Origin of the sequence: Dactylosporangium sp. NPDC000521 (genome assembly GCF_042898305.1) — a bacterium.
Taxonomy (GTDB): Bacteria; Actinomycetota; Actinomycetes; order Mycobacteriales; family Micromonosporaceae; genus Dactylosporangium.
Genome location: NZ_JBIAYW010000018.1, coordinates 73,490 through 97,956 on the forward strand (window position 1 = coordinate 73,490; position 24,467 = coordinate 97,956).

The window sequence follows — 24,467 nt, forward strand, 5'->3', positions numbered from 1 at the left end:
ATCTTCCCCACAGTTCCGCTACAGTCCGCCTCGAGTCTCCCTGGAGAATCCGGTCCTGGAGTTTCGAACGGACGAGATCGCCATCACGCGCAGAGCGGGCCTGTTCAGATGCGATGCACCGGCCGGGCGCCGGGGTGCAGCCGCCGCAGACCGTCGCGGGCGACCTCGGCGGCGCTGCCCGCCGGCCGGGCCAGATCCCACTCCAGGTACACCTTGTCGCCGTTGTGGCACCCGAAGCTGCTGGAGACGCACAACAGCGGCTCATGCTCGATCAGGTGCCCCTCCCGCACGATGTCATGCCCGAAGACGGCCACCTTGCACCCGTGGTGCAGGGCGCGAAGATACGCATGGCCCCGCTCGGCAGGGGTGGTCCGGGCCCACAGCAGCGCCCCGAGCGGTCCGGTCGATGTCATGTCGGCCGGGGGCGTCGACTCGTACCCGGTCAGCGCCAGGCCGTCGAGGTCACGCGGGCCGGAGATCTGCGCGTGCGGCGCGGCGTGGGTGAAGGCGATGGCCGCGGCCGGCGCGACTGCCGCGAGCGGCCAACCCGCCATCCACCGCCGGATCGGGGCGAATTCTCCCGAGGCGTACTGCCGCTCCAGGTGGGCCGCCTCGTCAGGATGGAACTTGGCCAGTCGCGGGCCGCCCAGATGGGCGTGCTCATGGTTGCCCAGCAGGAAGTGGACCTGTTGTGGGTAGGCCTCCTGGAGCTGCCGGGCCTCGGCGAGCAGCCGCGGCGTCTCGTCGCGGTAGAAGTCGCCGAGATGCTCCGGCCACGCCTGCGGGTCGATGGCCGGACCATGCACGAGATCGCCACAGAACAGCAGGTGCGGCCGCGGCCCGCCAGTGTCCATGACGGACCTGAACCGGGCCACGATCGCGTGGAAGTCCGCGATGTTGCCGTGCAGGTCCGTGACGGCAAGCAACCTGCCCGCCGACGGCAACGTCACCACGCGTGACATCCGCCCACGATGGCACACCGGCGACCCGCAGTCCACCGTCCCGAGCCGCCGTGACCGCCGCGCCGGCAGATCCTGCCACCGAACGACCGGGAACGCGGCCTGCTCCTGGCCCCAGGCCGGCTCGGGCGCCGATGGAGGTCGCCTGAAGGACCGCTCCACGCAGAATCAGAGCGCTGCTGCATCAGCGCGGGCCAGGCTCTGAGGCGTGGACATCCTGCGCCGCCTCGGCGCCTACCTCATGCGCGCCATCGTCGACCTCGGCTATGACATCAGCCCAATCCCGCTCCCCCGGCGCGAGGACCGGGCCGAGCCGTCGTGACCGCCGTGCGGGACTTCGGCGATGAGGCCGATGGCCTCGGTCGGATGACCGCCGTCCAGGGGCCGGAGCACCCGCGTACCAGGGAAGCCGCCACACTGCTGCAGACCTGGAACCGATCGGAGGCGTATAGACTGCAGTGACGCTCTGTGGGGAGGCGGGCATGCGAGGACTGCGCTGGTTCGCCGGCATCTTCTTCACGCTGATGACGGCCGGCTTCGCCCTGGCCCTGTGGCTGACCTGGCAGGACGCCCACGGCGGCGAGGCCGTCGCCACCGTCCAGCGCGTCGACCAGCACATGCCCATCGAGGTCGACGGGGTCGCGATCACCGCGGACGCGTGGCCGACCGGTCTCCCACCCTGGTCCTACACGTCGGTCTTCGTCCTGCCCGACGGCACCCGCTGCGAGACCACCGCCCGCCTGTACCCCGAGGACCGCCACGTCGTGGTCGGCGACGCCACGACCGTGCACTACTCCCGCTGGCAGCCCTGCTCCAACTTCCAGCGGGCCGACCGCCCCCGCCCCGCCGTCACCGACGTCCTCACCTGGGGCGCCAGCATGCTGGTCATCGGCCTGCTCGTCTTCGCCGGCCTGGCCGCGGCCGCCCGCAGCCGCCCCACCTACCCGTGGCACACCCTCGGCACCAGCCGGGAGACCGGTCCCGAGGACCACTGGCCGGCCGGGTCCGCGCGCCGCCTTCCGGGCTGGCGCCCCTGAAGCGCCCGCAGCTCACGGCGCGGGATGGTCCGGGACGGGCGGGAGTGGATCCCGCCCGTCCACCGGGTCACAGGGTCAGGAGGCGGGCTCTCCCGAGGGGACGGGGAGCTGGGTGCCGAGGGCGACGGGGACGCCGAAGTTGGGGGTGCCGTCGGCGTTCCAGGTGAACTTCTGGGCGCGGGTGCTGCGGTTCATGTCGCAGCCGCCGCTGGTGGAGCTGTTGGCGTGGTAGACGAACCAGTCCTCGGTGCCGTCGGGGGACTTGAAGAAGCCGTTGTGGCCCGGGGCGTAGACCGAGTTGGCGTTGGAGCGCTGGAAGACCGGGTTCGGGGACTTCACCCACGACGAGGAGTTGAGCGGGTCGCCGCCGTTCCAGGTGAGCATGCCGAGCTTGTAGTCCGGGGTGGAGCAGTGGCTGGCGGAGTAGATGATGAAGGTCTTCCCGCCGTGGGTGAGGACCTCGGCGCCCTCGTTGACGGCGCCGCCGACCGTCTCCCAGCTGTAGGTGGGCGTGGAGAGGATGCGGCGGGTGCCGCTGGCCGTCCACGGATTCGACAGCGGGCGGATGAACATCGGCTGTGAGCCGTTGTAGAACGTGCCGAGCAGGTAGAGCTGGCCGTTGAGCTGCAGGATGCTCGGGTCGAGCTCCCACGTGTTGTCCGACGTCGGGTCGAGCAGGTCGGCCTTGAAGGTGTACGGGCCCATCGGGTCGAGGCCCGCGCTCTCCAGCACGTGGATGCGCTGCGTGCCGAGGTTGTACGGCTCGGCGCCGGCGGTGTAGTAGAAGTACCAGCGCTGCCCGTTGGGGCCGTTCAGCAGGTGGAACTCGGGCGCCCACATGGTGCCGGCGCCGTTGGGCCGGGTGAGGTTGAAGATGACCGTCTCCGGCGCGGTGGCCAGGCCGCCGAGCGTGCGGCTCTTCCGCATCGTGATCGTGCGGTTCCACGTCGTGGACGCCAGGTAGTAGTAGCCGCTGTAGTACGTGAGCCACGGGTCCGGGCCCTGCGGGTCGAGCGGGTTGGTGAAGGTGCGCGTGGTCGTCGTGCCGCCGTTGTACGTCGGCAGGCGCCATACCTGCGTAGACGCGGAGGAGCACGTCAGCTGGACGAGACCGGCCGATGCCGGCGCGACGCACTTGCCGGACTCGACGCTGACGAGGTTGAACGTGTTCGTGGCACCGGAGACGGTGACCGCCTGCAGCCGGAACTGCTGGTTGGTCTGGCCGTTGCAGGTGTACTGGATGATCGTCGCGTTGTCCGCGGTGGAGCGCCCGGTCACGTCGACGCATGACCCGGAGGTGAGCGTGTTCACGGTGTACGTCCCGGTCGCGTTCGCCACCGGGACGAAGGTGAAGTTCTGGCTGGTGGCGCCGTTGCAGGCGGCCTGGACGAGCTGCAGGACGTTGGTGGGTGCGCCGCCCGGCACGTTCGCGCACTGCCCGCTGGACTGGTTGACGACGGTGCTGGCGAAGGTGACCGGCGCGGCGGCGGCCACCGCGGGCCAGTTGAGCACGGAGACGGTCGTCGCCGCGAGCACGGCGAGCACGACTGGTCGATGCAACATCAGGACCTCTCAGGTTCCGTTGGAGGCGAAGCCGGCGACCTCGGCGGCGGTCAGCGCGCGGCTGTAGATGCGGAGGCTGTCGACGGCGCCGTCGAGGTACGGGTCGGCGTACTGGGAGCGGCCGACCCAGTTCTGCGTGGTGGCGCCGAGGCTCGACGGGTTGAGCGTCAGCGCGGTGTTGCGGGCGACCTCCGCGCCGTTGACGTAGAGCACGCCGAGGTTGCTGTCGCGGGTGACGGCGACGTGCGTCCAGGCGCCCACCGGCAACGCGGACGGGGCGTCGATGCGCTGCTCGCCACCGGCGCCGGTGGCCGTGATCGCGAACCGCGCGGTGCCGGATCCCGACCTCGCGACGAGGAACATGTTCACGCCGGTACCGCTGCCGAAATCGAAGACACGGGCCCAGCTGGCGAGCGTGTCGACGCGGACCCACAGGGCGACGGCGAAGTTCGTGGCGCCGGCCAGGATCCCCGACGGCAGGGACACGTATCCGTTGGTGCCGTTGAGGTTGACGGCGCTGCCGGTGCGGCCCGTCACGTAGGTGCCGTTGGTGACCGTGGCGGTGCGGCCGTTGCCGGTGGCGTCGGTGCCGTTGCCCTCGAACTGGTAGTGCGCGACGAACAGCGGCGGCGGTGGGGTGCTGTTGACCGACCAGTAGACGCTGTAGCGCTGGCCGTGCACCTTGTAGAACGGCTGGAGGGTAGTCCCGCCGGCGGTGTACTGCAACGGGGTCGCCGTCGCGGTGAGCGTGGCCGGGTTGAGCACGGGCAGCGCGCTGAGATCGCTGGTGCCGAACAGCCCGCCGAGCACGATCGGGCCGACCTTCACCGCCTGCACGCTGCTGTTGTCGTTGGCGGCCTCGCGGGTCAGCGCCATCGGCAGCGTCACGTCGACGACGTCGCCGGACGCCCAGGTGCGCGCGATGGTGGCGAACGAGCCGGGCGCGGGCGCGGGCTGAGCGGCGCCGTTCACCCGTACCGTGGCGGACGCGGCCCACGACGGGATGCGGACCTTCATGGTGAACGTGCCGGAGCCGGTGACCGTGAGCTTCGTCGAACCGGCCTCCGGGAAGCCGGTCTCCTGCCGGATCGTGACGCCGCGCGCCGACCACGTCAGCACCGACGGGATGAACAGGTTCACGTACAGGGTGCTGGCGCCGTCGTGGAAGTAGATGCTGTCGCCGAACTTGGTGTTGCTCTCCATGCCGGTGCCGTGGCAGCAGACGAAACTGTTGTAGTCGTTGCTGTAGGTCTTGATCCCGCCGGCGCGCAGCGGCACGTAGTAGCACTGGAAGCCGTGCGCGGAGTTGGGGTCCTGCGAGGCGAGGATGTGGTTGTAGAGCGCCTTCTCGTAGTAGTCGAGGTAGTCCACCCGGGACGGGTCGGTGAAGAACAGCTGCCGGGTCAGCTTCAGCATGTTGTGCGTGTTGCAGCACTCGGCGGTCGTGTCGGACAGCTCGCTGGCGATGCGGTCGGGCGCCTTGAAGTACTCGCCGTTGGAGTTGCCGCCGATCGCGTACGTGTGCCGGCGGGTGACGATGTCCCAGAAGTTGACCGCGATCGTGCGGTAGCGAACGGTCCCGGTCGCGTGGTACTCGCGGATCGCGCCGATGATCTTCGGGATCTGCGTGTTGGCGTGGTAGTTGTTCAGGTTGTCGGTGCCGGCCGCGAGGGGGTCGAAGATCTCGGCATGGTCGAACTGCTGCGCGGCGGCGAGGTGCGCGGCGTCGCCGGTCAGCTGGTACAGGTTGGTGAGGACCTCGTTCATGCCGCCGAACTCGGTGTCGAGCATGTTCTGCCGCTGGGTCAGGGTCAGCCGGTCGTTGCGGAACTTGACCCACGACGCCATGCCGGTGAGCACGGTCAGCGCCTGCGCGTTGCCGGCGAGCTGGTGCATGTCCAGCAGGCCGGCCATGAGCTTGTGCAGCGTGTAGTAGGGCGCCCAGACGGACTGCCGCGCCTCGACCCGGTCGATGAAACTCTCCGGGAACGCGCTGAGGTAGCCGGTGTTGTAGCCGGCGGTGGCGGCGCGCGACTGGCACTGGGCGAGGACGGTGACGAGCTGGTCGCCCTTGGTCTTGAAGGCGGTGTTGCCGGTGCTCGCGTACGCCTGGGCGAGGGCGGACAGGATGTGGCCGGTGGAGTGCCCGCGCAGCTCGGTGGTCGGTGACTCCCAGCCGCCGCAGGGGGTGGCGGAGTAGGAGAGCCCGACGTTGAGCCGGAACGTGTGCAGCAGCCGGTCGTTGTCCAGGAACAGCAGGTAGGCGTGGATGCGCCCGGCGGCGGCGGAGAACGGGCTGGTCAGCAGCTGCACGGCGGTGAGCGGGAAGGCGTAGGCGGAGACGCCGGTGTCGGGGCGGGCGGCGCCGGCCGCCCCGGAGAACAGCAGCGGGGCGACGGCGGTGGCGGCGCCGGCCGCGGCGGTGGTCCGCAGCACGCTGCGGCGGGTCACCGGTGGTGAGGACATGGGTCCCTCCCGAGGGTATGGGGTGTCCGCGGACCGTCCATCCGTGGACGGTCCGCCGTGGTGCCGGGGAAGTGCTATCCGCGCAGCGCGCCCGACATGAAGCCCCGGACGTAGCTGCGTTGCAGGACGAGGAAGAGCAGCAGGCAGGGCACCGCCATGAAGGTGACGCCGGCCTCCAGGGCGGCGTAGTCGATGGCGCCGAACGTGGCGGTGCGCATGTTGACCACGGCGAGCATGACGGTGAACTTGTCCGTGGAGTTGAGCAGGATGAGCGGGGCGAAGAACTCGCTCCACGAGGTGAGGAACGCGAACAGCCCGACGGTGATCAGGCCCGGCCGCACCGCGTGGAGCATGATGCGGGTGAGCGCGCCGAAGCTGGTGCACCCGTCGATGAGCGCGGACTCCTCCAGCTCCTTCGGGATCGCCTCGAACGCGTTGCGCATCATGAAGATCGAGAACGGCAGCTGGAACATGATCAGGACGAGGCTGAGCCCGAGCAGCGAGTCCTGCAGGCCGATCCACTCCAGCAGCACGTACAGGGCGATGAGGATGGTCGCGTAGGGCACCATCAGGATCGCGAGGGTGAGCAGGAACAGGGCGTTCTTGCCGGGGAACTGGAACCGCCCGAACGCGTAGCCGCCGAGGGTGGCGACCAGCAGCGTGCCGCCGATGGTCAGGGCGGACACGGTGACGCTGTTGACGATGTGTTCGAAGCGGATGCCGTTGTCCGACGTGAACAGCCGGCTGTAGTTCTCGAGGCCGAAGCCGGACGGAGTGCGTACCGACGCCCACGCGCTCCACAGCAGCGGGAACAGGAAGAGGACGGCGAGGGCGGCGGCGGTGAGTTTGCGGGTCAAGACCGGTCCCCTACTGCGATCGGCGGCGCAGGACGCCAAGCTGGATGGCGTTGAACACGATGAGCACCCCGAGCAGCGCGACCGAGATCGCCGCGGCGGAGCCGAGATCCAGCTCGATGAACGCCTCCCGGTAGATCACCATGACCAGCGACGTGGTGCTGTTGTCGGGCCCGCCGCGGGTGAGGATCCAGAACTGGTCGAAGGCGAGCAGCGAGCCGGTGATCATCAGGGTGAGCACCAGTGCGATCGTCGGGCGCATCAGGGGCACCGTGATCCGGCGGAAGATCTGCCAGCGGGTCGCGCCGTCCAGCCGGGCCGCCTCGTACACGTCCAGGGGGATCGCCTGCAGGCCGGTGAGCAGGATGAGCATGTTGAACCCGGCGAAGCGCCACAGCACGAGCACCACCGCCGAGCCGAGCGCGGTGTTGGGGCTTCCGCTGGTGAGGGACACGTAGCCGTCGCCGGCCAGGAGGTCGTTCACCGGGCCGATCTCGTCGCTGAGCAGCCCCAGGAACAGCAGCGACGCGCTGGCGAAGCCGACGGCGGCAGGCAGGAAGAACGCGGTGCGCAGCAGCCCGACCCCGCGCCCGCGGTGCTGCACCATGAGCGCCAGGCCGAACGACAGCGCGAACAGCAGGACCGTGACGACGACCGTGTACTTGAGGGTGAACCACACGGCCGTGCGCAGCAGGTCGTCGTCGGCGAGGCCGGCGTAGTTCTCCGGCGCGTTGATCGTGGGCGCGCCGAGCAGCGGCCAGTGGTGCAGCGACATCCACACGACCAGGCCGAGCGGCACGACGAAGAACATGCCCACCACGAACGCGGTCGGCGCGGCGTAGAGGGCGCCGATCCACTGCTTCTTGCGTTTCCTTCGCGGCGGCGCCGACGGCAGGACCGTCGGTCGCGTTGGCGCCAGCAAGGTCATCATCTTCTCCGGTGCGACCGTGTTCGAGGGGTGTCTTGGTTCGAGGGGTGTGTTGGCGGGGGCGGGCGGCCCGCCCCCGCTCGAGCGGGGGCGGGCGGGCACGGCTACTTCTTCAGTGAGGCGGTGAGGGCGGTGGCGCCGTCGCCGAGGGACTTCTGCGCGTCGCCGAACAGCGCGCCGCGGAAGGCGGTGTTCCACGGGCTCTGCGGGTCGTTGTAGGTGGCGTTGAAGTTCTTCGCATACGGCGTCTTGCCCTTGCCCATCAGGTTGTTGATGGTCACGACCCGCGGGTCGGCCGAGGAGTACTTGTTGGACGCCAGGTCGGTGCGGGTCGGCACGCCCTTGTTCTTCGCGACGACCTCGACCTGCGCCTCGTCGCCGAGGGTCCAGGCGAGGAAGTCCCAGGCCTGCGCGGCGTGCTTGCTGGTGGCACCGATGCCGATCGAGTCGCCGCCGACGAACGTCGACTCGCCCCCGTTGATGCCGCTGATCGGTGCGATGCCGACCTTGAAGGCGGCCTTCTCCTCGATGATGCCGAGCCACGCCGACGGCGCCGGCGCGATGCCGATCTTGCCGCTCTGCAGTGCGCCGAGCCACGTCGGGCCGGCCTCGTCCTTCGACGCCGGCGCGGCGACGCCCTCGTCGTACAGCTTCCGGTAGAGCGCGAAGACCTCCGCCATCTCCTTCGAGTCGATGGTCGAGGCGGTGCCCTCGGCGTTCATCACGTCGCCGCCGGCGGCCCACACCGACGGCCACAGGGTGAAGACGTTGCAGCCGCCGCAGTTGCCGCCGAAGTAGGTGCCGTTGATGTCCCCGCCGAGCTTGTCGATGGCGCGGGCGGCCGCGGCGAACTCGGTCAGCGACTTCGGCGGCTTCTCCGGGTCGAGGCCGGCCTTCGTGAACAGGTCCTTGTTGTACAGCATGACCGACATGTCGATCGTGTGCGGGACGGCGTAGTTCTTCTTGTTCCAGGTGCCGTTGCGCACGTGCGCCGGGGCGACCTTGTCCTTGATCGGCAGGGCGTTGAACTTGTCGGTGATGTCCAGCCACAGCCCCTGCGAGGCGTACTGCGGCGCGAACACCACGTCGGAGGCGAACAGGTCGGGCAGCGCCTTGGCCCCGGCGGCCGAGGCGAGCTTCGCCGGGTACTCCTCGTTCGGGTACGCGGTGACCTGCACCTGGTTCTTGTGGGTGGCGTTGTAGGCGGCGGCGTAGGCCTTGGACACGGACTCGGTGGCGGCGCGGGTCCACAGGGTGAGCGTGGCACCGCTGTCCGCGGCCTCGCCGGTCGCCGCCGGGGAGTCAGCGGAGTCGCCGCAGGCGCCGAGCGCCAGCAGCAGGGTGGCGGCGACGGTGCCGCTCAGTAAACGCTTCAAGGTCGGTCCCTTCCTGGACACATTGTTTGTGAGCGCTATCAAAGGGCAAGAGCGGAGGTGCTTTCACGCACGACGAGGTCGGGGGCGGACCGGTGCTGACCGGTCTGCCGCACGCCCGCCGCGATCTGGGTGACGAGCAGGTGCATGCTGCGCCTGCCGAGCTCGGCGAAGTCCTGCCGGACGGTCGTCAGCGGAGGCTGCAGGTACGGCGCCTCCGGCATGTCGTCGAACCCGACGACGCTGACCTCGTCCGGCACGGCCCGGCCGGCCTGGTGCAAGGCGCGCAGCACACCGATCGCCATCTGGTCGTTGCCGCAGAACACGGCCGTCACCGACGGGTCGGCGGCGAGTGCCCGGCCGGCGGCGTAGCCGGACCGGGCGCTCCAGTCGCCGGGCAGCGGGACGGGCACCGGCAGGCCGGCGTCCTCCAGCGCTGCCTGCCAGCCGGCCTGCCGCTCGCGGGCCTCCGGCCACTCGGGCGGACCCGCCACGTGGTGGACGGTGCGGTGACCGAGCTCGATCAGGTGCCGGGTCGCGAGCCCAGCACCTGACGCGTTGTCGACGGCCACCATCGGCACCTCCGGCATCGCCGCCACGTCGATGCCCATGCCGACGATCGGCACGTGCGCGGGCACGTGGAGCAGCGAGCGACCGAGCGCCGTCCAGGCCGCGGCAACCGGGGCGAGGGTGATGATCCCCTCGACCGCCTGTTCCCTCAGCCGGCGGATCGCTTCGGACACGGAGGGCACATTCAGCTCCCGGGCGCTGGCGATGCTGACGAAGTAACCCGCTTCCCGGGCCGCGCGTTCGATGGCGTGGACCATGAACGACGGCCCGAACAGCGTGGTGTCGAAGGTGACCAGGCCGACGGTCTGCGACCGGTTCGTCGCCAGGGTCCTGGCCGCGACGTTGGGCTGGTAGTCCAGCGCCCGCATCGCGGCGAGGACCCTGGCTCGGGTCTCGGACCGTACGCTTGGGTGGTCGTTGACCACCCGGGACACGGTCTGGTGTGACACCCCGGCGAGGTGGGCGACGTCCCGCATCGCCGGGGGCCTTCGAGCGGTGTGCATGTCGTTACGGACCGAATGCTTTGACTTCGAGGAGACCGACCGACGCCGTGCCGCTCTGCAGGAGCACCCGCAGCCTGGTGGTGCTCACCGCGGTGAACGTCACGTGGTTGTACTGGTTGATCCCGAGCGGGTAGCCCGAGGCGCCGGCGACGTCCACGTAGGCGGTGCCGTTCCAGTACTGCAACTTCCACGAGGCGGGCAGCCGCACCCCGCCGTTGTCGTCGAAGAAGTAGACGTCGGCGGAGTTGAGCGTCTGCGCGCTCGACCAGGTCAGCAGGCCCCACTGCTCGCCCGTGTTGGGCCAGGTGCCCCAGCGCGGGTTGACGGTGTCGTTGGAGCTCGGCGGGTCGATGCCGTCGTTGAGCGCGGCCACGCTCTCCCACGACGAGGTGTAGGACGCGCTCGGGGTGGCGCTCAGGGCGAGGTTGCCGCCCGTCGGCGGTGGCACGGTCCCGCCGCCCCGGTTGTACACCTTCACCTCGGTCAGGGCGGTCTTGAAGCCCGACGCGTGGGTCACCTGCACCCGCAGCCTGCTGGTGTTGACGGCGGTGAAGTTGACGACGTTGTAGTTCGCCCGTGGCGTGCCCGGCGTCTTCACCGGCGCGGCCACGTTCACCCACGCGCTGCCGTTGTAGTACTGGATCTGGTACGAGCTGGGCTGCCGGTACCGGTTGGTGGCCCGGTCGTTGCGGAACCACAGCCGCACCTCGTCGACCGTCCGCGCCTGGCCGAGGTTGAGCTCCAGCCAGTCGGTGGCGTTCGGCGAGCCGTATGTGCCCCACGTCGGTTCGTTGATCGGGAACCCGTCGACCGCGTTGGCGCCGGCGGTGCCGCTCGCCGTGTAGGACGCGGAGGTGGCCACGCCCTGCGCGTAGTTCGGCAGGGTCGAGGTCAGGTCGACGCCGGCCTTGTTGAACATGTCGACCAGCTGGGCGCTGGTCTGGCTCACCTGGGCCGGCGCCTGCAGGCCCGAGTACGCCGCGCTGAACTGCACGGTCGCGCCGCCGCCGGCCGGGAACGTGACCGCGCCGGTGCTCGGGTTCCACACCAGGCGGACCAGCTTGTCGACGGTCGCCACGCGGGTGCCGTTGACGAAGATGGAGTAGCCCTGCGGGATGCCGCTGTACTTGACGACGCCGTCGGCCGGGTCGTCCCAGACGACGCTGAGGTCGGCGTTGCGGTAGCGCAGGTTGTTGGCGGCGAAGTTGGGCCAGCCGATGTTGAGCGGGCTCAGCTCGACCTGGTTGTCGTTGCGCGGCCGGAGGCCCATCACGTCCTCGATGACGGTCCAGTTGCTGCTGCCGAGGATGTTGTGGTGGATCCAGGACCGGTAGTCGATGTTCTTCGTGCCGGCGTTCCAGTCGGCCCAGAACTCGTTGGCGTCCGGCCACTGGGTGTTGCCGCCGATGTACTGCGCCCAGGCGTTCCAGTACAGCAGCTTCTTGTAGTCGTCGGTGGACATCCACTGGTTGGGGTAGTTGCGCAGCACCGAGCTGTACAGGCGGAACTGCACCGTGGAGTTGATGGTGGAGAAGTTGTTGCTGCCCGGCTGGCCCGCCGCGGCGGCGGCCGCCTTGTCCTTCTGGTTGGCCGTGAAGAACGGGAAGACCGGGTACTCGGCGGGGTCGGCGAAAAGCCGCAGCGCCTGCTTGTACTCGTCGGTGTTGGGCATCGCGCCGACCGAGTACGGGTAATAGTTGTTGATCTCCTTCCACGGCACGAGCGTGTTGGTGGAGACGTGCCGGTGCTCGATGAGCTTGTTGGTCGAGTCCCACAGCGTCGACACGATGGCGTTGCGGATGCGGTCGGCGATCGCCTGCATCTCGGCGGCCTTCGCGGTGTTGCCGATCGCCGTGTACGCCTGGACCGCGGCGAGCGCTCCACTGTAGACGTACGCGGACTCGGCCCGGTCCATGTTGCCGGAGCGCCAGTGGAACGACACGGCGTCGGCGTCGTTGCCGGTGAGCGCGCCCCAGTCGTACTCGATGAGGCCGTTGTTGTTGTGGTCGTAGTAGGACAGCTGGCCCTTCACGTCGCCCTCGGCGTACCTCGCGAGATTGCCGGCGATCGCGGGCTGCCCGCCGTGGATCTGGTAGCTGCGCCAGGCCGCCTCGGCGATGTACTGGGTGTAGCTGTTGGACCAGTTCTCCGGGTCGCCGGGGTTGTCCATGAAGCGGCCGCCCTTGGACGTCTGCCCGACCGACAGCCACGGCCCGTAGGAGTATGCGGCGTTGCGCAGGTACTTGAGGTCGTCGATGTGCATCGGCTGGGTCAGCGCGATCGCGTTGTTGTAGCCGAGCGCGCCCTCGACCGACACCGGGAACTGGAAGTCCTGCCCGGGGATGTCGACGTCGAGGTAGTTGAAGCGCATCAGCCACCAGCGGTAGTAGATGTTCTTCTTGATGGCCGGCTCGGGCACGTCGAGGTACGGCACGTTCTGCGCCCACCAGCGGTTGTAGTCCCGCACGTGGGTCGAGAAGGCGGTCGCCGCGCTGTAGCCCTTGTAGGCGTTGTACTCCGTGAGCGAGTCGGGCAGCTCGTTGGCGACGAAGCCGAGCAGCACCTTGGTGGTGACGGTGGCGCCGGCCGCGATCGTCACCGACCGGTTGAGCCCGCCGCTGGTGGCGGTGAACCCGTCGGCCGACAGCCGCGGGTACAGGGTGGTGAGCGCGTTCTTCACGCCCACCTGGCCGGTGAGCTCGTCGCCGCTGCCGGACGTGGCGTAGGGCGAGGTGACCCGCAGCGCGATCGTCTGCGAGGCGGTGCCGGTGTTGGTGATCGCCAGGTTGTCGACGGCGACGTTGTTGTGGGTGATGAACTTCGTCTGGTTGATCCGCAGGGATCCGTTGGTGTGGACGCTCTTCCAGTGGCTGGGCGCCTGCCAGCGCTGCGACACCTGCTCGGTCCAGGTGCCGGTGCCGGCGGTGACGGTGAACGCGCCCTGCCCGTTGATGCTCTCCCAGTACGCGACGTCACCGCCGAAGCCGAGCGTCGCCGGCGTGTGCGTCTTCATGAACACGCCCCGGCCGCGGGTCATCAGCCAGGTGCCGGCGGGGTCGTTGCCGGGCCGCGCGAGGAGCCGGTCCATCCAGAAGTCCGTGCCGCCGCTCTCCGCGTCGAAGATGGCCTGCATCGTGTTGCCGGTGCTCATCGCGACCGGTGGTGCGGGCACGGCGGGCCCGTTGAACGTCGGGTAGCCGATCGTCTGTGCCGCGGACGCCGGGTTGGCGGCCAGCGTCGCGGCACCGATCGAGCCGGTCAGGGCGGTCGTCAACGCGATTGCCAGCCTGAGTTTCCAGCGGGGGTGTGGCATCGCGTCACCTCCATTCGGGTGGGGGTCAGGTGGTGGGCAGCCAGATCCGCATCGTGGAGGGCCCGCGCCGGGCCCAGCGGTGGTAAGGCACGAGGGTGACCACGATCGGATCGGAACTCTCGGTGCTGTCGGTGCTGCTCCTGTACGGCCAGACGCTGTCGACGCGTCGCGACAGGCGCCCCTTGACGGCGGTGGCCTCGGGGGCGACGGACGTGTCGACCTGGATGTCGTCGAGGGTGACGCCGTCCTCCTGGTCGACGGACTCGGCGCACATCACGACCGGTCCGACCTCGACGGCGGCGCAGCCGCGGGTCGCGTCGATGCGCTGGTCGGGGAACGTCCAGCGGGGCTTCATGGGCAGGTCCAGGCTCGTCCGGCCGTCTTCCTGCGACGGCGTCGTGCCGTGCGCCCAGGCCGGGACCCGCAGGGTGACGGGCCGGTCCGCGGTGACGACGACGCTGCCCCCCTCGGGGTATTCGGTGTCGACGGTGACGTCTTCGTCGACCGTCATCGGCGCGTAGTGGTGCACCTGGAGACCCGTGTCGCTCTCGGTCACCAGGTAGGTGCCGAGGGACGCCAGGAGCCGGGCGACGTTGTTGAGGCAGCAGGAGACCTCGAACCACGGGGCCCGCGGCCCGCCGCCGAAACGCAGCTGCTCCCGGTCCGGCGGCACCGCCTCGGTGGGGGTGCGCTGGTGCAGGGTGTTGGCGTAGAAGAACGCCCGCCCGTCGTCGGCGACCGCGGTGGCGATCACGTTGTGCAGGACCCGGTCGACGATGTCGCCGTAGCGCAGGTCACCGGTCGCCAGGAGCAGCCGGTGGGCGAGCATCACCGTGGCGACGCCGGCGCACGTCTCGGAGTAGGCGCGGTCCGGCGGCAGCACGAAGTCGTCGCCGTAGGACTCGTCGAGGTGCCGCGAGCCCATCCCGCCGGTGATGTAGGTGCGCCGGGCGAGGGTCCGGTCGAACTGCCGCACGACGGCGCCGAGCAGCGCGTCGTCGCCGGTCTCCACGGCCACGTCGACGGCACCGGCGGCGAGGTACAGCGCGCGGACCGCGTGACCGGCGAACGCCTCGCCGTCGCGGACCGGCACGGCGTCCTGGAAGTACCGCCAGCCGAACTCGTGCTCGGGGAGGCTGCGGTGCCCGCGCCGCTCGACGAACCGGGCCGCCTGGTCGAGGTACCGCTGCTCGCCGGTGACCCTGAACAGCTCGACGAGCGCCGTCTCGATCTCCGGGTGGCCGCAGACGGCGGGGCTGTCCTTGAAGGTGTCGCACACGTGGTCCGCGACGCCGCGGGCGACCCGCACCAGCTCCTGCGCGCGGCCGGTGCGGGCGGCGGCGACGCCGGCCTGGATGAGGTGGCCGGCGCAGTACAGCTCGTGGCCGAAGTTCAGGTCGCTGTACCGCTCCGGCTGGCCCGGCCGGCCGAACGCGGTGTGCAGGTAGCCGTCGGCGGCCTGCGCACCGGCGATCATGGCAGCGAGCTCGTCCAGCTTCTCCGTGTAGTCGGTGCCGCCGGGCCGCACGGACTCCCAGCACATCGCCTCGGCGTGCTTGTAGATCTCGGAGTCGGAGAACTCCCGGCCGCGGCGGCGCACCGTGCCGGTGCCGGTCGTGACGAAGTTGCCGGTCCAGCCGAGCCGGTCCAGCCAGGTGCGGCAGTGCTCGATGGTCGCGATGCCGTTCACCGCCTGGCGCTGCGCCCAGAACCCGCCGGTGATCCGCACCCGTCGCGGGTCGACGGGCCGCAACACCCCGCGGGACGGGAGCACCGGCCCTCCACTGGCCAGCCGTACGTCCACCCGGCACCGCCTTCCTGTCGAAAACCTTTTCGGAAGGATGGCAGCACCGCATCCCCGTGTCAACGGTCGATTTGTGCGCACTCATTCGCCCCGCCGGGCTGGGCGGGCCCTTGTGACAGGTTGTGACACGCAACCGAGCATGTGTATGCTCACCGAAAAGTTTTCGGTGCTTCCCTTGTTTCAGAAAGGCCGCTGGTGAGCAGGAAACGCGCGCAGGTCACCCTCACCGACGTCGCCAAGCTGGCCGGCGTCTCGGTCGCGACCGCCTCCAAGGCGCTCAACGCCCGTGACGAGGTGGCCCCGGCGACCCGGCGGCGGGTCCAGCAGGCGGCCGAGGAGCTGTCCTTCCAGCCCAACGTCCTCGCGCGCGGCCTGATCTCGGGCAACACCCGCACGATCGGCCTGCTCACCGACGAGCTGTCGGCCGCCCGCTTCGCGATCCCGGTCCTGCTCGGCGCCGAGAACGCCCTCGGCAACGAGCAGATGAGCGTCCTGCTCTGCGACGCCCGCGGCGACGCCATCCGCCGCCAGCACTACATCCGCACGCTGCTCGCCCGGCAGGTCGACGGCTTCATCATCCTCGGCGACGCCAACGACCTGCGCCCCTCACTGACCCGCAGCATCCCCGTGCCGGTCGTCTACGCATACTGCGAGTCCGACGACCCCGCGGACCTGTCCGTCGTCGCCGACGACGCCGGCGGCGCCCACCTCGCCGCCGAGCACCTCGTCTCCCTCGGCCGCCGCCGCATCGCCCACATCACCGGCGACCACGGCTACCGTGCCGCCCGCGACCGCGCCCTGGCCTTCAACTCCCGCCTCCAAGAAGCCGGCCAGTCCCTGGTCGGCGAGCCGCTCTTCGGCCAGTGGTCGCAGCGCTGGGGCCGCCACGCCACCTCGCGGCTCCTCGCCTCGCACCCCGACATCGACGCCATCTTCTGCGGCAACGACCAGATCGCCTCCGGCGTCACCGAGGCCCTGCGCGACCTGGGCCGCACCTGCCCTGACGACGTGGCCGTGGTCGGCTACGACAACTGGGAGGTCTTCGCCACCGAGTGCCGCCCCCCGCTGACCACGGTGGACCTCAACCTCGAACAGCTCGGCGCCACCGCCGTCCGCCACCTGTTCGCCGCGCTCGACGGCGACCAGCACTCAGGCGTCGTCCGCCAACCGGGCCGCCTCGTCGTCCGCGAATCCACCGGCGTCGCCCCGGCCACCCGCCCATGACCCACGATCCGGAAGACTCCTTGCCGCCCTGGCGACAGTTGCCGGATCACGGGGAATTGAGCCGGGTGGCGGTGAGGGCGGCGCGGGCGATAGCGAGCGCCTCGTCCAGGTCGAGGCCGAGGCTGGCGATCACGGCGGCGTAGTCGGCCGCCGCGTGGCGGGCGCGCTCGCGGCTGGCCTCGCCCGCCGCCGAGACGAACGAGCCGGCCCGGCCGCGGGTCTCGATGAGGCCCGCCTCCTCCAGCTCGCGGTAGGCCCGGGCGACGGTGTTGGCGGCCAGCCCCAGGTCGGTCGCCAGGCTGCGGATCGTCGGCAGGCGGAAGCCGACCGGCAGCGTGTGGTCCTGGATCTGCCGGGCGAGCTGGACGCGCAGCTGCTCGAAGGGCGGGACCGCCGAGGCGGCGTCGATGACGATCATCGGACGATCATCGTCTGGCGGACTGCCGCGATAGTCGCCGGCTTCCTGGCCTCGATCAGCACCAGCGCCAGGGTGCCCAGGACGACGGCGCCGAACGCGGCCACGTTCCACCAGGCAGGTGCGAAGCCGCACAGCAGGACGACCGGCAGCGACCACATCACCGCCGGGGAGTTGGTCTCCCTGGCGTCCTCGAGCCGCAGGATGACGTCGACCGCCAGCGAGGTCTCGTCCTCGGCCACCACCGGGCTGGTCAGCAGGTGCCGGAGCTGCACCACGGTGCCGGCGGCGACGCCGAGCACCGCAACGAGCAGGATCACCGCGCCCTGGCGGACCTGCGGATCGGAGACGGTCAGCGCGCTGAGCGCGAGCCCGACGGTCACGCCGATCGCGGCGAGGCCCAGGGCGGCACGCGCCCGGCCGAGCAACACCCGCCAGCCGGGCTTCACGGTGTGCGCGGCCCGGCGCGGCAGCGCCGCCCCCGCCCGGCGGTCCGCCTCGGCCAGCCGGCGCGCGATGAGCAGCCGGGCGAGCAGCAGGCCGACGGTGGCCGTGGCGAGCACCGCCAGCACCAGCCGGCGCGGCGCATTGTCGGACAGGCTGGCGGCCTGGGCGAACGACGCGATGATGATGACCACGGCCAGCACCACGGAGTCGGCGAGGCGCGCCCGCTGCCGGGCCGCGAGCCGCGCGACCAGCAGGTCGGTGACCGGAGCGTCGGGCAGCCCTCTGCCGTCCAGCCAGGCGCGGGCCGACCGCTCGTCCTTCGAGGTCATGATCCCTCCCAATCTTGTAGCAAGTCTTGTATCACTATCGTGAGACATTACTTGCTACAAAGTCAAGCGCGGGACCGGTTGGCCAGGACCGTCCTGCCGTGCTCCTCCACCCAGCGGACCAGCCCGTCGACGGGGTCCAGCAGCGTGCGGCCCAGCGGTGTCAGCTCGTACATGACCCGCGGCGGCACCTCGGCGTGCACCTCCCGCGCCACCAGGCCGTCCCGCTCGAGGTCGCGCAGGGTCTTGGTGAGCATCCGGTGCGAGATGCCGTCGACCTCCCGCTGGATCGCGGTGAACCGGCGCGGCCCGGCCACCAGCGTGGACACGACCACGAGCGTCCACTTGTCGCCGATCGTCGTCAGCAGTCCGCGGACCACCGAGCGCAGATCGTCGTCCCGGCATGTGGAAACCGCGTCGGATGCCGTCATACCTGCTCACCTCCAAGAGGCACGTCAAGGTGCGCGACGCACCTCAAAGTGCGGAATTCAGACCGGAAATGCAGCGTATGTCAGAACCGCTCACATCTCACAGACGCCGCGACGGAAGCGGCGGTGACGTGAGGAGTGCACGCCCGTGACCAGGATCGCCATCATCGTCGGGAGCGTCAGGCCCGGCCGGTACAGCCGGCTCGTCGCCGACTGGGTGCTCGAGACCGCCGCCCGGCGGGACGACGCCGAGTTCGAGATCGTCGACCTCGCCGACCACCCCCTGCCGCACCTCGACGAGCCGATTCCGGCGTCGGCCGGCCAGTACGCCAACGAGCACACGAAGGCGTGGTCGCGGGTCGTCGGCAGCTTCGACGGCTACGTGTTCGTCACGCCGGAGTACAACCACTCCACGACCGGGGTGCTGAAGAACGCCATCGACTACCTGTACGCGGAGTGGAACAACAAGGCCGCCGGGTTCGTCGGCTACGGCGTGGTCGGCGCCGCCCGCGCCGTCGAGCACCTTCGGCTCATCGCCGCCGAGCTGCAGCTCGCCACGGTCTGCTCGCAGGTCGCGCTGTCGTTCTACACCGACTTCGAGAACTTCACGAAGCTCACTCCGGGTCAGGCGCAGCTCGACGCCCTGGACGCCACGCTCGGCCAGGTCGTCGCCTGGTCGGACGCCCTGGCGAAGCTGCGCGTCTGACGCCGTCCGGCCCGGCGGCGCGCGAGGGGTGCCGCCGGGCCGGTCCGGCGACGGGGAACGCGCAGGTTACCGATCACATCTCCGCGAACCCAGTACGGCATCGAGATTTAACGTCCAGACGGTGGTGTTGACAATGTTCATGTGATCGCTAACATTCCGCGAGGAGCGGAGGCGATCAATGGGCTTACGCAAGGCCGGGATGCTGGCGCTCGTCGCCGTGCTCACGCTCGCCGCGTGTCAGCGCGCGTACGACGGGCCGGCGCCGTCGGGGACCGCGGCCACCGACGACGGGACGGTGCTGACCATGTGGACGCGCTCGCTCACCGGGGCGTTCAGCCGGGCCCTCATCGACCAGTACAACCGCACCCACCGCAACAAGGTCAAGCTCACGGTCATGCCGGGAGACTCCTACCAGCAGCGGGTCGGTGCGGCCGCCGGCACCCGTCAGCTGCCGGACCTGCTCGCCGTCGACGTGGTGTACGCGCCGAACTACGCCGCCCAGGGAGTGTTCGCCGACATCACGGCGCGGGTCGCCACGCTGCCGTTCCGGGAGGACCTCGCGCCGTCGCACATGCGGGCCGCGCGGCACGCGAACCGCACCTACGGCGTGCCGCACGACATCGACCTGGCCGCGCTGTTCTACAACAAGGACCTGTTCATCCGGGCCGGGCTCGACGGCGACCGGCCGCCGGCCAGCCTGCGGGAGCTGCGCGAGTTCGCCACGAAGGTCAACGGGCTCGGCGGCGGCGTGCACGGGTTCAACTTCGGCGGCGCGTGCCCGGACTGCATGTTCGCCACGGCGTGGCCGATGATCTGGGCGTCCGGGTCGAAGGTGCTCAACGAGGACGGCACCGCCGCGATGCTCAACAGCGCCGACGCGACGCAGGTCTTCCAGTTCTACCGGGGCATGTACGCCGACGGCCTGGTGCCCCGGTCCGCGAAGAACGAGAGCGGGCCGTCGTGGACACAGGCGTTCAGCGAGGGGCTGATCGGCATCCAGCCGATGGGCGCCACCGCCCTGCGCAACATCGAGGAGGCGTCGCGGCTGCAGGTCGGCGTGGCCGCGATCCCCGGCCTGGAGGGCGGCGCGTCGTCGTTCATCGGCGGGGACGTGCTCGGCATCAGCTCCAACAGCCGCCACGCGGACCAGGCGTGGGACTTCATCGCCTGGACGCTGTCGGAGCAGGCGCAGGTCGACGTCGTGGCGAAGAACCGGTACGTGACCGTCCGCAGCGACCTCGACAACAACGTCCACGCCCAGCAGGACCCGCGGCTGGTGACGTTCACGGCGATCGCGCGGAAGGGCCAGACGCCGTACGCCGTCGCGTTCGGCAAGACGTTCAACGACCCCAACGGCCCGTGGATCGACGCGGTCGCCGACGCGGTGTTCGGCACCGGCGACGTGGGCGCCGCCCTCGACCGGCACAACGCCGGCATCACCGCCTCCCTGAAGGAGGGCTGACGTGCGGCGCAGCGCGGGACTCGGCTACGCCCTGCCGATGGCCGTCCTGGTGGCGGTGCTGTTCATCGGACCGCTCGGCCTGATGGCGTGGATGTCGCTCAACGACTGGCCGCTGCTGGGCGATTCGGCCCCGAACGGAGTGGCGAACTACGAGGCGCTGCGCGAGCCGCTGTTCACCCGGGCGATCGTGTTCAGCCTCAAGTACACCCTCGTCGCCACGGTGCTCGTCGGGCTGATGGCGTTCGGGCTCGCCCTGCTCGTGCAGCGCCCGGGTCCGGCCGTGACCGTGTTCCGGACCGTGTTCTTCCTGCCCGCCGCGGTCGGTCTGGCCTCGGCGAGCCTGCTGTTCTACGGCATGTTCAACCACGACGCTTCGCCGCTCAACACGTTCGCCGCGCTGTTCGGCAGCGACGGCATCGACTGGCTCGGCGACGGCGACAACGCGCTCTACTCGACCGCGATCATGATCACGTGGAAGTTCGCGGGCTACTACATGGTCATCATCATGGCCGGCCTGCAGTCGATCAATCCGCTCCTGTACGAGGCGGCGACCCTCGAGGGCGCGACCCGCTGGCAGATGATGCGGCGGATCACGCTGCCGCTGCTGCGCCCCACCATGGTCCTCGTCCTCGTCCTGCTGGTGACGAGCTCGCTGCTCGCGTTCGACCAGTTCTTCATCCTCACCGGCGGCCGCCACGGCACGGCGACCGTCGTCATCGGCATCTACCGCGAGGCGTTCACGTCACAGGACCTCGGCCGCGCCGCCGCCATCTCCGTCGGCATCCTCGCCGTCCTGTACGCCGTCAACGGCGCGCAGGTGCGGTTCCTGCGCGGCGGCTTCAACCGGGGAGCGTCCGCGTGAAGGCCCGCATCACCACCTGCGCCGCGCTCGCCGTGCTGTTCCTGACCCCGATGCTGTGGGCGCTCTGGGCGTCGGTGCACGGCCGCACCGGCACCGGGCCGCTCGGGCTCGACAACTATCGGCGGCTGCTGGTGTACGGCAGCGGCCTGCCCGTCTACATGCGCAACACGGCGTTCGTCGCCCTCGTGACGGTCGCCGTCACCGTGGTGGCCACGACCCTGGGCGGCTACGCGATCGCCCGCTTCTCGTTCCGCGGCAAGAACCTGCTTTTCATGGCCACCCTGACCATCCTCATGGTGCCGCACAGCACGATCCTGATCCCGCTGTACATCATGCTCGACTGGCTCGGCCTGCAGAACTCGCTGGTCGGCCTCGCGCTCGTGCTCGCCATGTTCCAGCTGCCGTTCGGGCTGTTCATGATGCGCAACTCGTTCGAGGCGCTGCCCGTCGAGCTCGACGAGGCGGCCCTCATCGACGGCTGCGGCCCGACCGGCGTCCTGCGCCACGTCCTGCTCCGCGGTGTCGTGCCGGGCATCGTGACGGTCGCGCTGTTCTCGTTCCTCGCCTCGTGGAACGAGTTCGTCGCCCCGCTCATCTTCATCACCGACGACGAGAAGTTCACGCTGCCGGTCGCCCTGTTCAACCTGCAGTCCGGCAGCCTGGGCGCCGTCGACCACGGCACGCTGCTGTCCGGTGTCGTGACCGCCGCGGTGCCGTGCGTGCTCCTGTTCCTGTTGCTGCAGCGGTACTACGTGCGCGGCTTCGTCAAGGGCGCCCTGAAGGGCTGATCGGCAACCGTGGCACCGCGACCCCGCGGGACCGGTTCGACGCGCTCACCGACGCACTCAGCGCCGAGCGGGGCGTCACCGTCCCGGGCGAGTCCGGCGGCACCGGCTTCGGCGCCGGCGCCTTGCGCGTCAACAGCAGGATCTCCGCCGTGCTGGTGCAGGACCGGCTCGTCCTGAAGCTCCCCGAGCCCCGAGTCGACGCCCTGGCCGCCGGCCACGGCGACCGCTGGGACGCCGACAAGGGCAGGCCGATGCGCGAATCGCTGGCGCTCTCCCCCACCAGCGACGAGCCCTCGGATTCCCTGGCTCAGGAGTCGCTGGCCTTCGTCGCCACCGGCCGCGCCTGAGCGGTCGGCCCGTCCGATCGTGTGCGGAGCAGGCAGGTGGCGGGGTCAGCCCGTCCGCTCGGGGGCGGACCTCGCCAGGAACAGGCCGGTCGCGACGGTGGCGAGGACCGCGAGGCCGAGCATGATGCCGGGGGTGTCGTCGATCGTGCGGTAGGCGGTGAGGAACTGATCGCCGAGGGTGCCGGCGGCGACGCCGAGGAGCGCGCCTGCGGTGACCACGCCGCCTTTCCAGAGGACCGTGGCGGGGATCGCGACGAACACCAGCAGCATCAGCCACTGGTCGCCGCGGTCGAGGCGGTTGTACGGCGCGGCGCTCGTGGTCCACATGATCAGCAGCAGGCACGCGGCGGCGACGGCGAGGTGCGGCCAGGACAGCCGGGTCGGCACGGAGCGGATCAGCACGGCGGCGAGCAGCAGCGTCGCGGCGCCGAGCAGGATCAGGCCGACGCCGCTGCTCCAGGCCAACGCGCCGGCGGTCGGGCCGGCGAGCACGCTGACGGGCCCGGCGGCGGCACCGATGACGTACGCGGCCGCGCCCGCGCTGCGCCTGGCGACGAGCAGCAGCACCCCTCCGAGCAGCACGAACGTGCCCGCGGCGACGGAGAAACTCGACGCGTTGACGGTCGGGGTGGCACGGTGCGACCACCGCTCCAGCTGGTCCCACAGGATCAATGCGTGCCCGGCGGCGGCGATGCCGGCGGCGACGAGCAGCACGGCGGCCGGGCCCTTCGCCGGCCCGGCGGGCGGACGGGCGCCGCCGCGGCCGGCCCGCAGCAGCATCAGCAGCAGGACCGCCGCCAACCCCACGAGCAGCAGCATCGGCGCCGCCCACCGGGTCTCCGGGCCCAGAGCGCGGTCGCCGAGGTTGCCGCCGGCCAGCCACACCAGCGCGCCGCCGATCCACGCGCCGACGGTCCAGCCCGCCCACGGCCTGGCGCCGGCCGCCGCGTAGACCAGCAGCGAGCCGACGCCGACCGCGAGACCGATCCGGAGCACCTGGCCCGACACGACGACCTGGTAGCGGCCGGTGCTCAGCCACAGCAGCGCGGCGGGCGGCGTCCAGACGGCGACGGCGGCGAGCCCGAGCGGCAGCAGCCGCGGCGCGGTACGGCCACGCAGCGCCGCCTGGCCGACCAGCCACACCACGGCGAGCAGGGCGGCCAGCTGGGCTGCCAGCATCGGCAGCATCAGCGAATATCCGTCGGTCCAGTCGAAGTAGCTGGAGACCAGGGCCATGTCCCCGACGATCGGGAGCACGGCCCACGGCGCGAACCCGGCGGCGACGCCGAGCACCGGCCTCGCGTGTGCCGGGCGGACGACCAGCCACCCGCCGAGGACGACCAGCACGCCGAGCGCGATGTAGTCGAAGACCGGCTCGAACCCGATCCTCAGGACGACCTCGGACGGCTCGGCGCGCATCAGCATGACGAGGCACCGCAGCAGCGCCGTGCCCGCCACGGCGATCCCCAGACCACGAACGACGGCGACGCGACCCGTTGCCACCGAGCTCGCAGGCATTTCGCTGGCCGGCGCGGCGCTCATGTGCATCGCGCTGTCCGGCGCGGCGCTCAGGGGTGTCGCGCTCTCAGGCGCGGGGCTCACCGGCGCGACGCTGTCCGGCGCACCGCTCACTGGAGGTGCGGCGAGGTGACCGGCGACGGGCGACACCGGGGGCCCACCCACGGCCGGCGAGACCGGCGCGGTGCTCACGGCCGGCGAAACCGGCGCGGCGCCCACGGCCGGCGACACCGGGGGCCCACCCACGGCCGGCGAAACCGGCGCGGCGCCCACGGCCGGCGACACCGGGGGCCCATCCACGGCCGGCGAGACCGGCGCGGCGCTCACAGGCGGTGCCGGCATCGGGTCGACGGACGGCGACGCCGGAGCAGTGACGGGCGGGCCGGCCGGTGTCGCCTCCCCCGGTGCGGGCGGCGCGGGCTGCTCGAAGGCCGAGGACACCTCCGTCGGCGGCAGCGTGTACACCGGCGCGGCTTCGGGCTGCACCGCCACGACCGGTGGGACGGGTGCCGCAGGCGTCGTGGGGGGCGGCACCGGTACAGACGCGGAAAACGCCGCAGGTGAGACCGGAGCC

Annotated in this window: 20 protein-coding genes; 8 read left to right on the forward strand and 12 right to left on the reverse strand. The window is 70.7% G+C overall.

What is annotated here, in order from left to right:
• Positions 1 to 104: 104 nt before the first annotated feature.
• Positions 105 to 962, reverse strand: a complete 858-nt coding sequence (locus ACFY3L_RS40755) for a metallophosphoesterase (RefSeq protein WP_389337262.1) — start codon at positions 960 to 962, stop codon at positions 105 to 107.
• 479 nt (positions 963 to 1,441) lie between these two features.
• Between ACFY3L_RS40755 and ACFY3L_RS40760 the strand changes: the two genes are divergently transcribed.
• Positions 1,442 to 1,996: a hypothetical protein gene (locus tag ACFY3L_RS40760; RefSeq protein ID WP_389337265.1), complete on the forward strand. Its 555-nt coding sequence runs from the start codon at positions 1,442 to 1,444 to the stop codon at positions 1,994 to 1,996.
• Between the two features lie 75 nt (positions 1,997 to 2,071).
• On the opposite strand, the gene ACFY3L_RS40765 is transcribed toward ACFY3L_RS40760, so the two are convergent.
• The 8 genes from ACFY3L_RS40765 to ACFY3L_RS40800 form a co-directional block, all read right to left on the reverse strand.
• Positions 2,072 to 3,559 carry a family 43 glycosylhydrolase gene (locus tag ACFY3L_RS40765; RefSeq protein ID WP_389337268.1) on the reverse strand — a complete coding sequence of 496 codons (1,488 nt, stop codon included), beginning with the start codon at positions 3,557 to 3,559 and terminating at the stop codon, positions 2,072 to 2,074.
• Positions 3,560 to 3,568: 9 nt separating this feature from the next.
• A complete protein-coding gene (locus tag ACFY3L_RS40770) occupies positions 3,569 to 6,025 on the reverse strand; it encodes a beta-L-arabinofuranosidase domain-containing protein (protein ID WP_389337271.1) in 2,457 nt (818 codons plus the stop codon).
• A 74-nt stretch (positions 6,026 to 6,099) separates the two neighbouring features.
• Positions 6,100 to 6,882, reverse strand: a complete 783-nt coding sequence (locus tag ACFY3L_RS40775) for a carbohydrate ABC transporter permease (protein ID WP_389337274.1) — start codon at positions 6,880 to 6,882, stop codon at positions 6,100 to 6,102.
• Between the two features lie 10 nt (positions 6,883 to 6,892).
• Positions 6,893 to 7,807, reverse strand: coding sequence for a carbohydrate ABC transporter permease (locus tag ACFY3L_RS40780; protein WP_389337277.1), 915 nt, complete (start codon positions 7,805 to 7,807; stop codon positions 6,893 to 6,895).
• Positions 7,808 to 7,911: 104 nt separating this feature from the next.
• Positions 7,912 to 9,183 carry an ABC transporter substrate-binding protein gene (locus ACFY3L_RS40785; RefSeq protein ID WP_389337280.1) on the reverse strand — a complete coding sequence of 424 codons (1,272 nt, stop codon included), beginning with the start codon at positions 9,181 to 9,183 and terminating at the stop codon, positions 7,912 to 7,914.
• Between the two features lie 38 nt (positions 9,184 to 9,221).
• Complete coding sequence (locus tag ACFY3L_RS40790; protein ID WP_389337283.1) at positions 9,222 to 10,226, reverse strand: LacI family DNA-binding transcriptional regulator; 1,005 nt, start codon at positions 10,224 to 10,226, stop codon at positions 9,222 to 9,224.
• A 31-nt stretch (positions 10,227 to 10,257) separates the two neighbouring features.
• Positions 10,258 to 13,566, reverse strand: a complete 3,309-nt coding sequence (locus tag ACFY3L_RS40795; protein ID WP_389337286.1) for a discoidin domain-containing protein — start codon at positions 13,564 to 13,566, stop codon at positions 10,258 to 10,260.
• A gap of 25 nt (positions 13,567 to 13,591) precedes the next feature.
• Positions 13,592 to 15,370, reverse strand: a complete 1,779-nt coding sequence (locus tag ACFY3L_RS40800) for a glycoside hydrolase family 127 protein (RefSeq protein WP_389337289.1) — start codon at positions 15,368 to 15,370, stop codon at positions 13,592 to 13,594.
• 195 nt (positions 15,371 to 15,565) lie between these two features.
• Here ACFY3L_RS40800 and ACFY3L_RS40805 point away from each other — a divergent pair, with 195 nt between their 5' ends.
• Positions 15,566 to 16,594: a LacI family DNA-binding transcriptional regulator gene (locus ACFY3L_RS40805; RefSeq protein ID WP_389337291.1), complete on the forward strand. Its 1,029-nt coding sequence runs from the start codon at positions 15,566 to 15,568 to the stop codon at positions 16,592 to 16,594.
• A gap of 46 nt (positions 16,595 to 16,640) precedes the next feature.
• On the opposite strand, the gene ACFY3L_RS40810 is transcribed toward ACFY3L_RS40805, so the two are convergent.
• The 3 genes from ACFY3L_RS40810 to ACFY3L_RS40820 all read right to left on the reverse strand — a co-directional run bounded on the left by ACFY3L_RS40810 (position 16,641) and on the right by ACFY3L_RS40820 (position 18,213).
• Entirely contained in the window at positions 16,641 to 17,012 is a 372-nt protein-coding gene (locus tag ACFY3L_RS40810; protein ID WP_389337294.1) for a GntR family transcriptional regulator, read from the reverse strand.
• Positions 17,009 to 17,785, reverse strand: coding sequence for a hypothetical protein (locus ACFY3L_RS40815; protein ID WP_389337297.1), 777 nt, complete (start codon positions 17,783 to 17,785; stop codon positions 17,009 to 17,011). Before ACFY3L_RS40815 ends, ACFY3L_RS40810 begins: the two co-directional genes overlap by 4 nt.
• Before the next feature lie 62 nt (positions 17,786 to 17,847).
• The gene (locus ACFY3L_RS40820; protein ID WP_389337300.1) at positions 17,848 to 18,213 is read right to left on the reverse strand and encodes a winged helix-turn-helix transcriptional regulator; all 366 of its coding nucleotides are present in this window, start codon (positions 18,211 to 18,213) and stop codon (positions 17,848 to 17,850) included.
• 145 nt (positions 18,214 to 18,358) lie between these two features.
• Here ACFY3L_RS40820 and ACFY3L_RS40825 point away from each other — a divergent pair, with 145 nt between their 5' ends.
• From ACFY3L_RS40825 to ACFY3L_RS40850, 6 genes are all read left to right on the forward strand, one after another.
• On the forward strand, positions 18,359 to 18,916 hold the full coding sequence (locus tag ACFY3L_RS40825; RefSeq protein WP_389337303.1) for an NADPH-dependent FMN reductase: 558 nt from the start codon (positions 18,359 to 18,361) through the stop codon (positions 18,914 to 18,916).
• Between the two features lie 178 nt (positions 18,917 to 19,094).
• The gene (locus ACFY3L_RS40830; RefSeq protein WP_389337306.1) at positions 19,095 to 20,378 is read left to right on the forward strand and encodes an ABC transporter substrate-binding protein; all 1,284 of its coding nucleotides are present in this window, start codon (positions 19,095 to 19,097) and stop codon (positions 20,376 to 20,378) included.
• A 1-nt stretch (position 20,379) separates the two neighbouring features.
• Entirely contained in the window at positions 20,380 to 21,240 is an 861-nt protein-coding gene (locus ACFY3L_RS40835; protein WP_389337309.1) for a carbohydrate ABC transporter permease, read from the forward strand.
• Complete coding sequence (locus tag ACFY3L_RS40840; protein WP_389337312.1) at positions 21,237 to 22,028, forward strand: carbohydrate ABC transporter permease; 792 nt, start codon at positions 21,237 to 21,239, stop codon at positions 22,026 to 22,028. Before ACFY3L_RS40835 ends, ACFY3L_RS40840 begins: the two co-directional genes overlap by 4 nt.
• Positions 22,029 to 22,177: 149 nt before the next feature.
• A complete protein-coding gene (locus ACFY3L_RS40845; RefSeq protein ID WP_389337315.1) occupies positions 22,178 to 22,375 on the forward strand; it encodes a hypothetical protein in 198 nt (65 codons plus the stop codon).
• Positions 22,376 to 23,915: 1,540 nt separating this feature from the next.
• Positions 23,916 to 24,026: a pentapeptide repeat-containing protein gene (locus tag ACFY3L_RS40850; RefSeq protein ID WP_389337584.1), complete on the forward strand. Its 111-nt coding sequence runs from the start codon at positions 23,916 to 23,918 to the stop codon at positions 24,024 to 24,026.
• Positions 24,027 to 24,467: the final 441 nt, after the last annotated feature.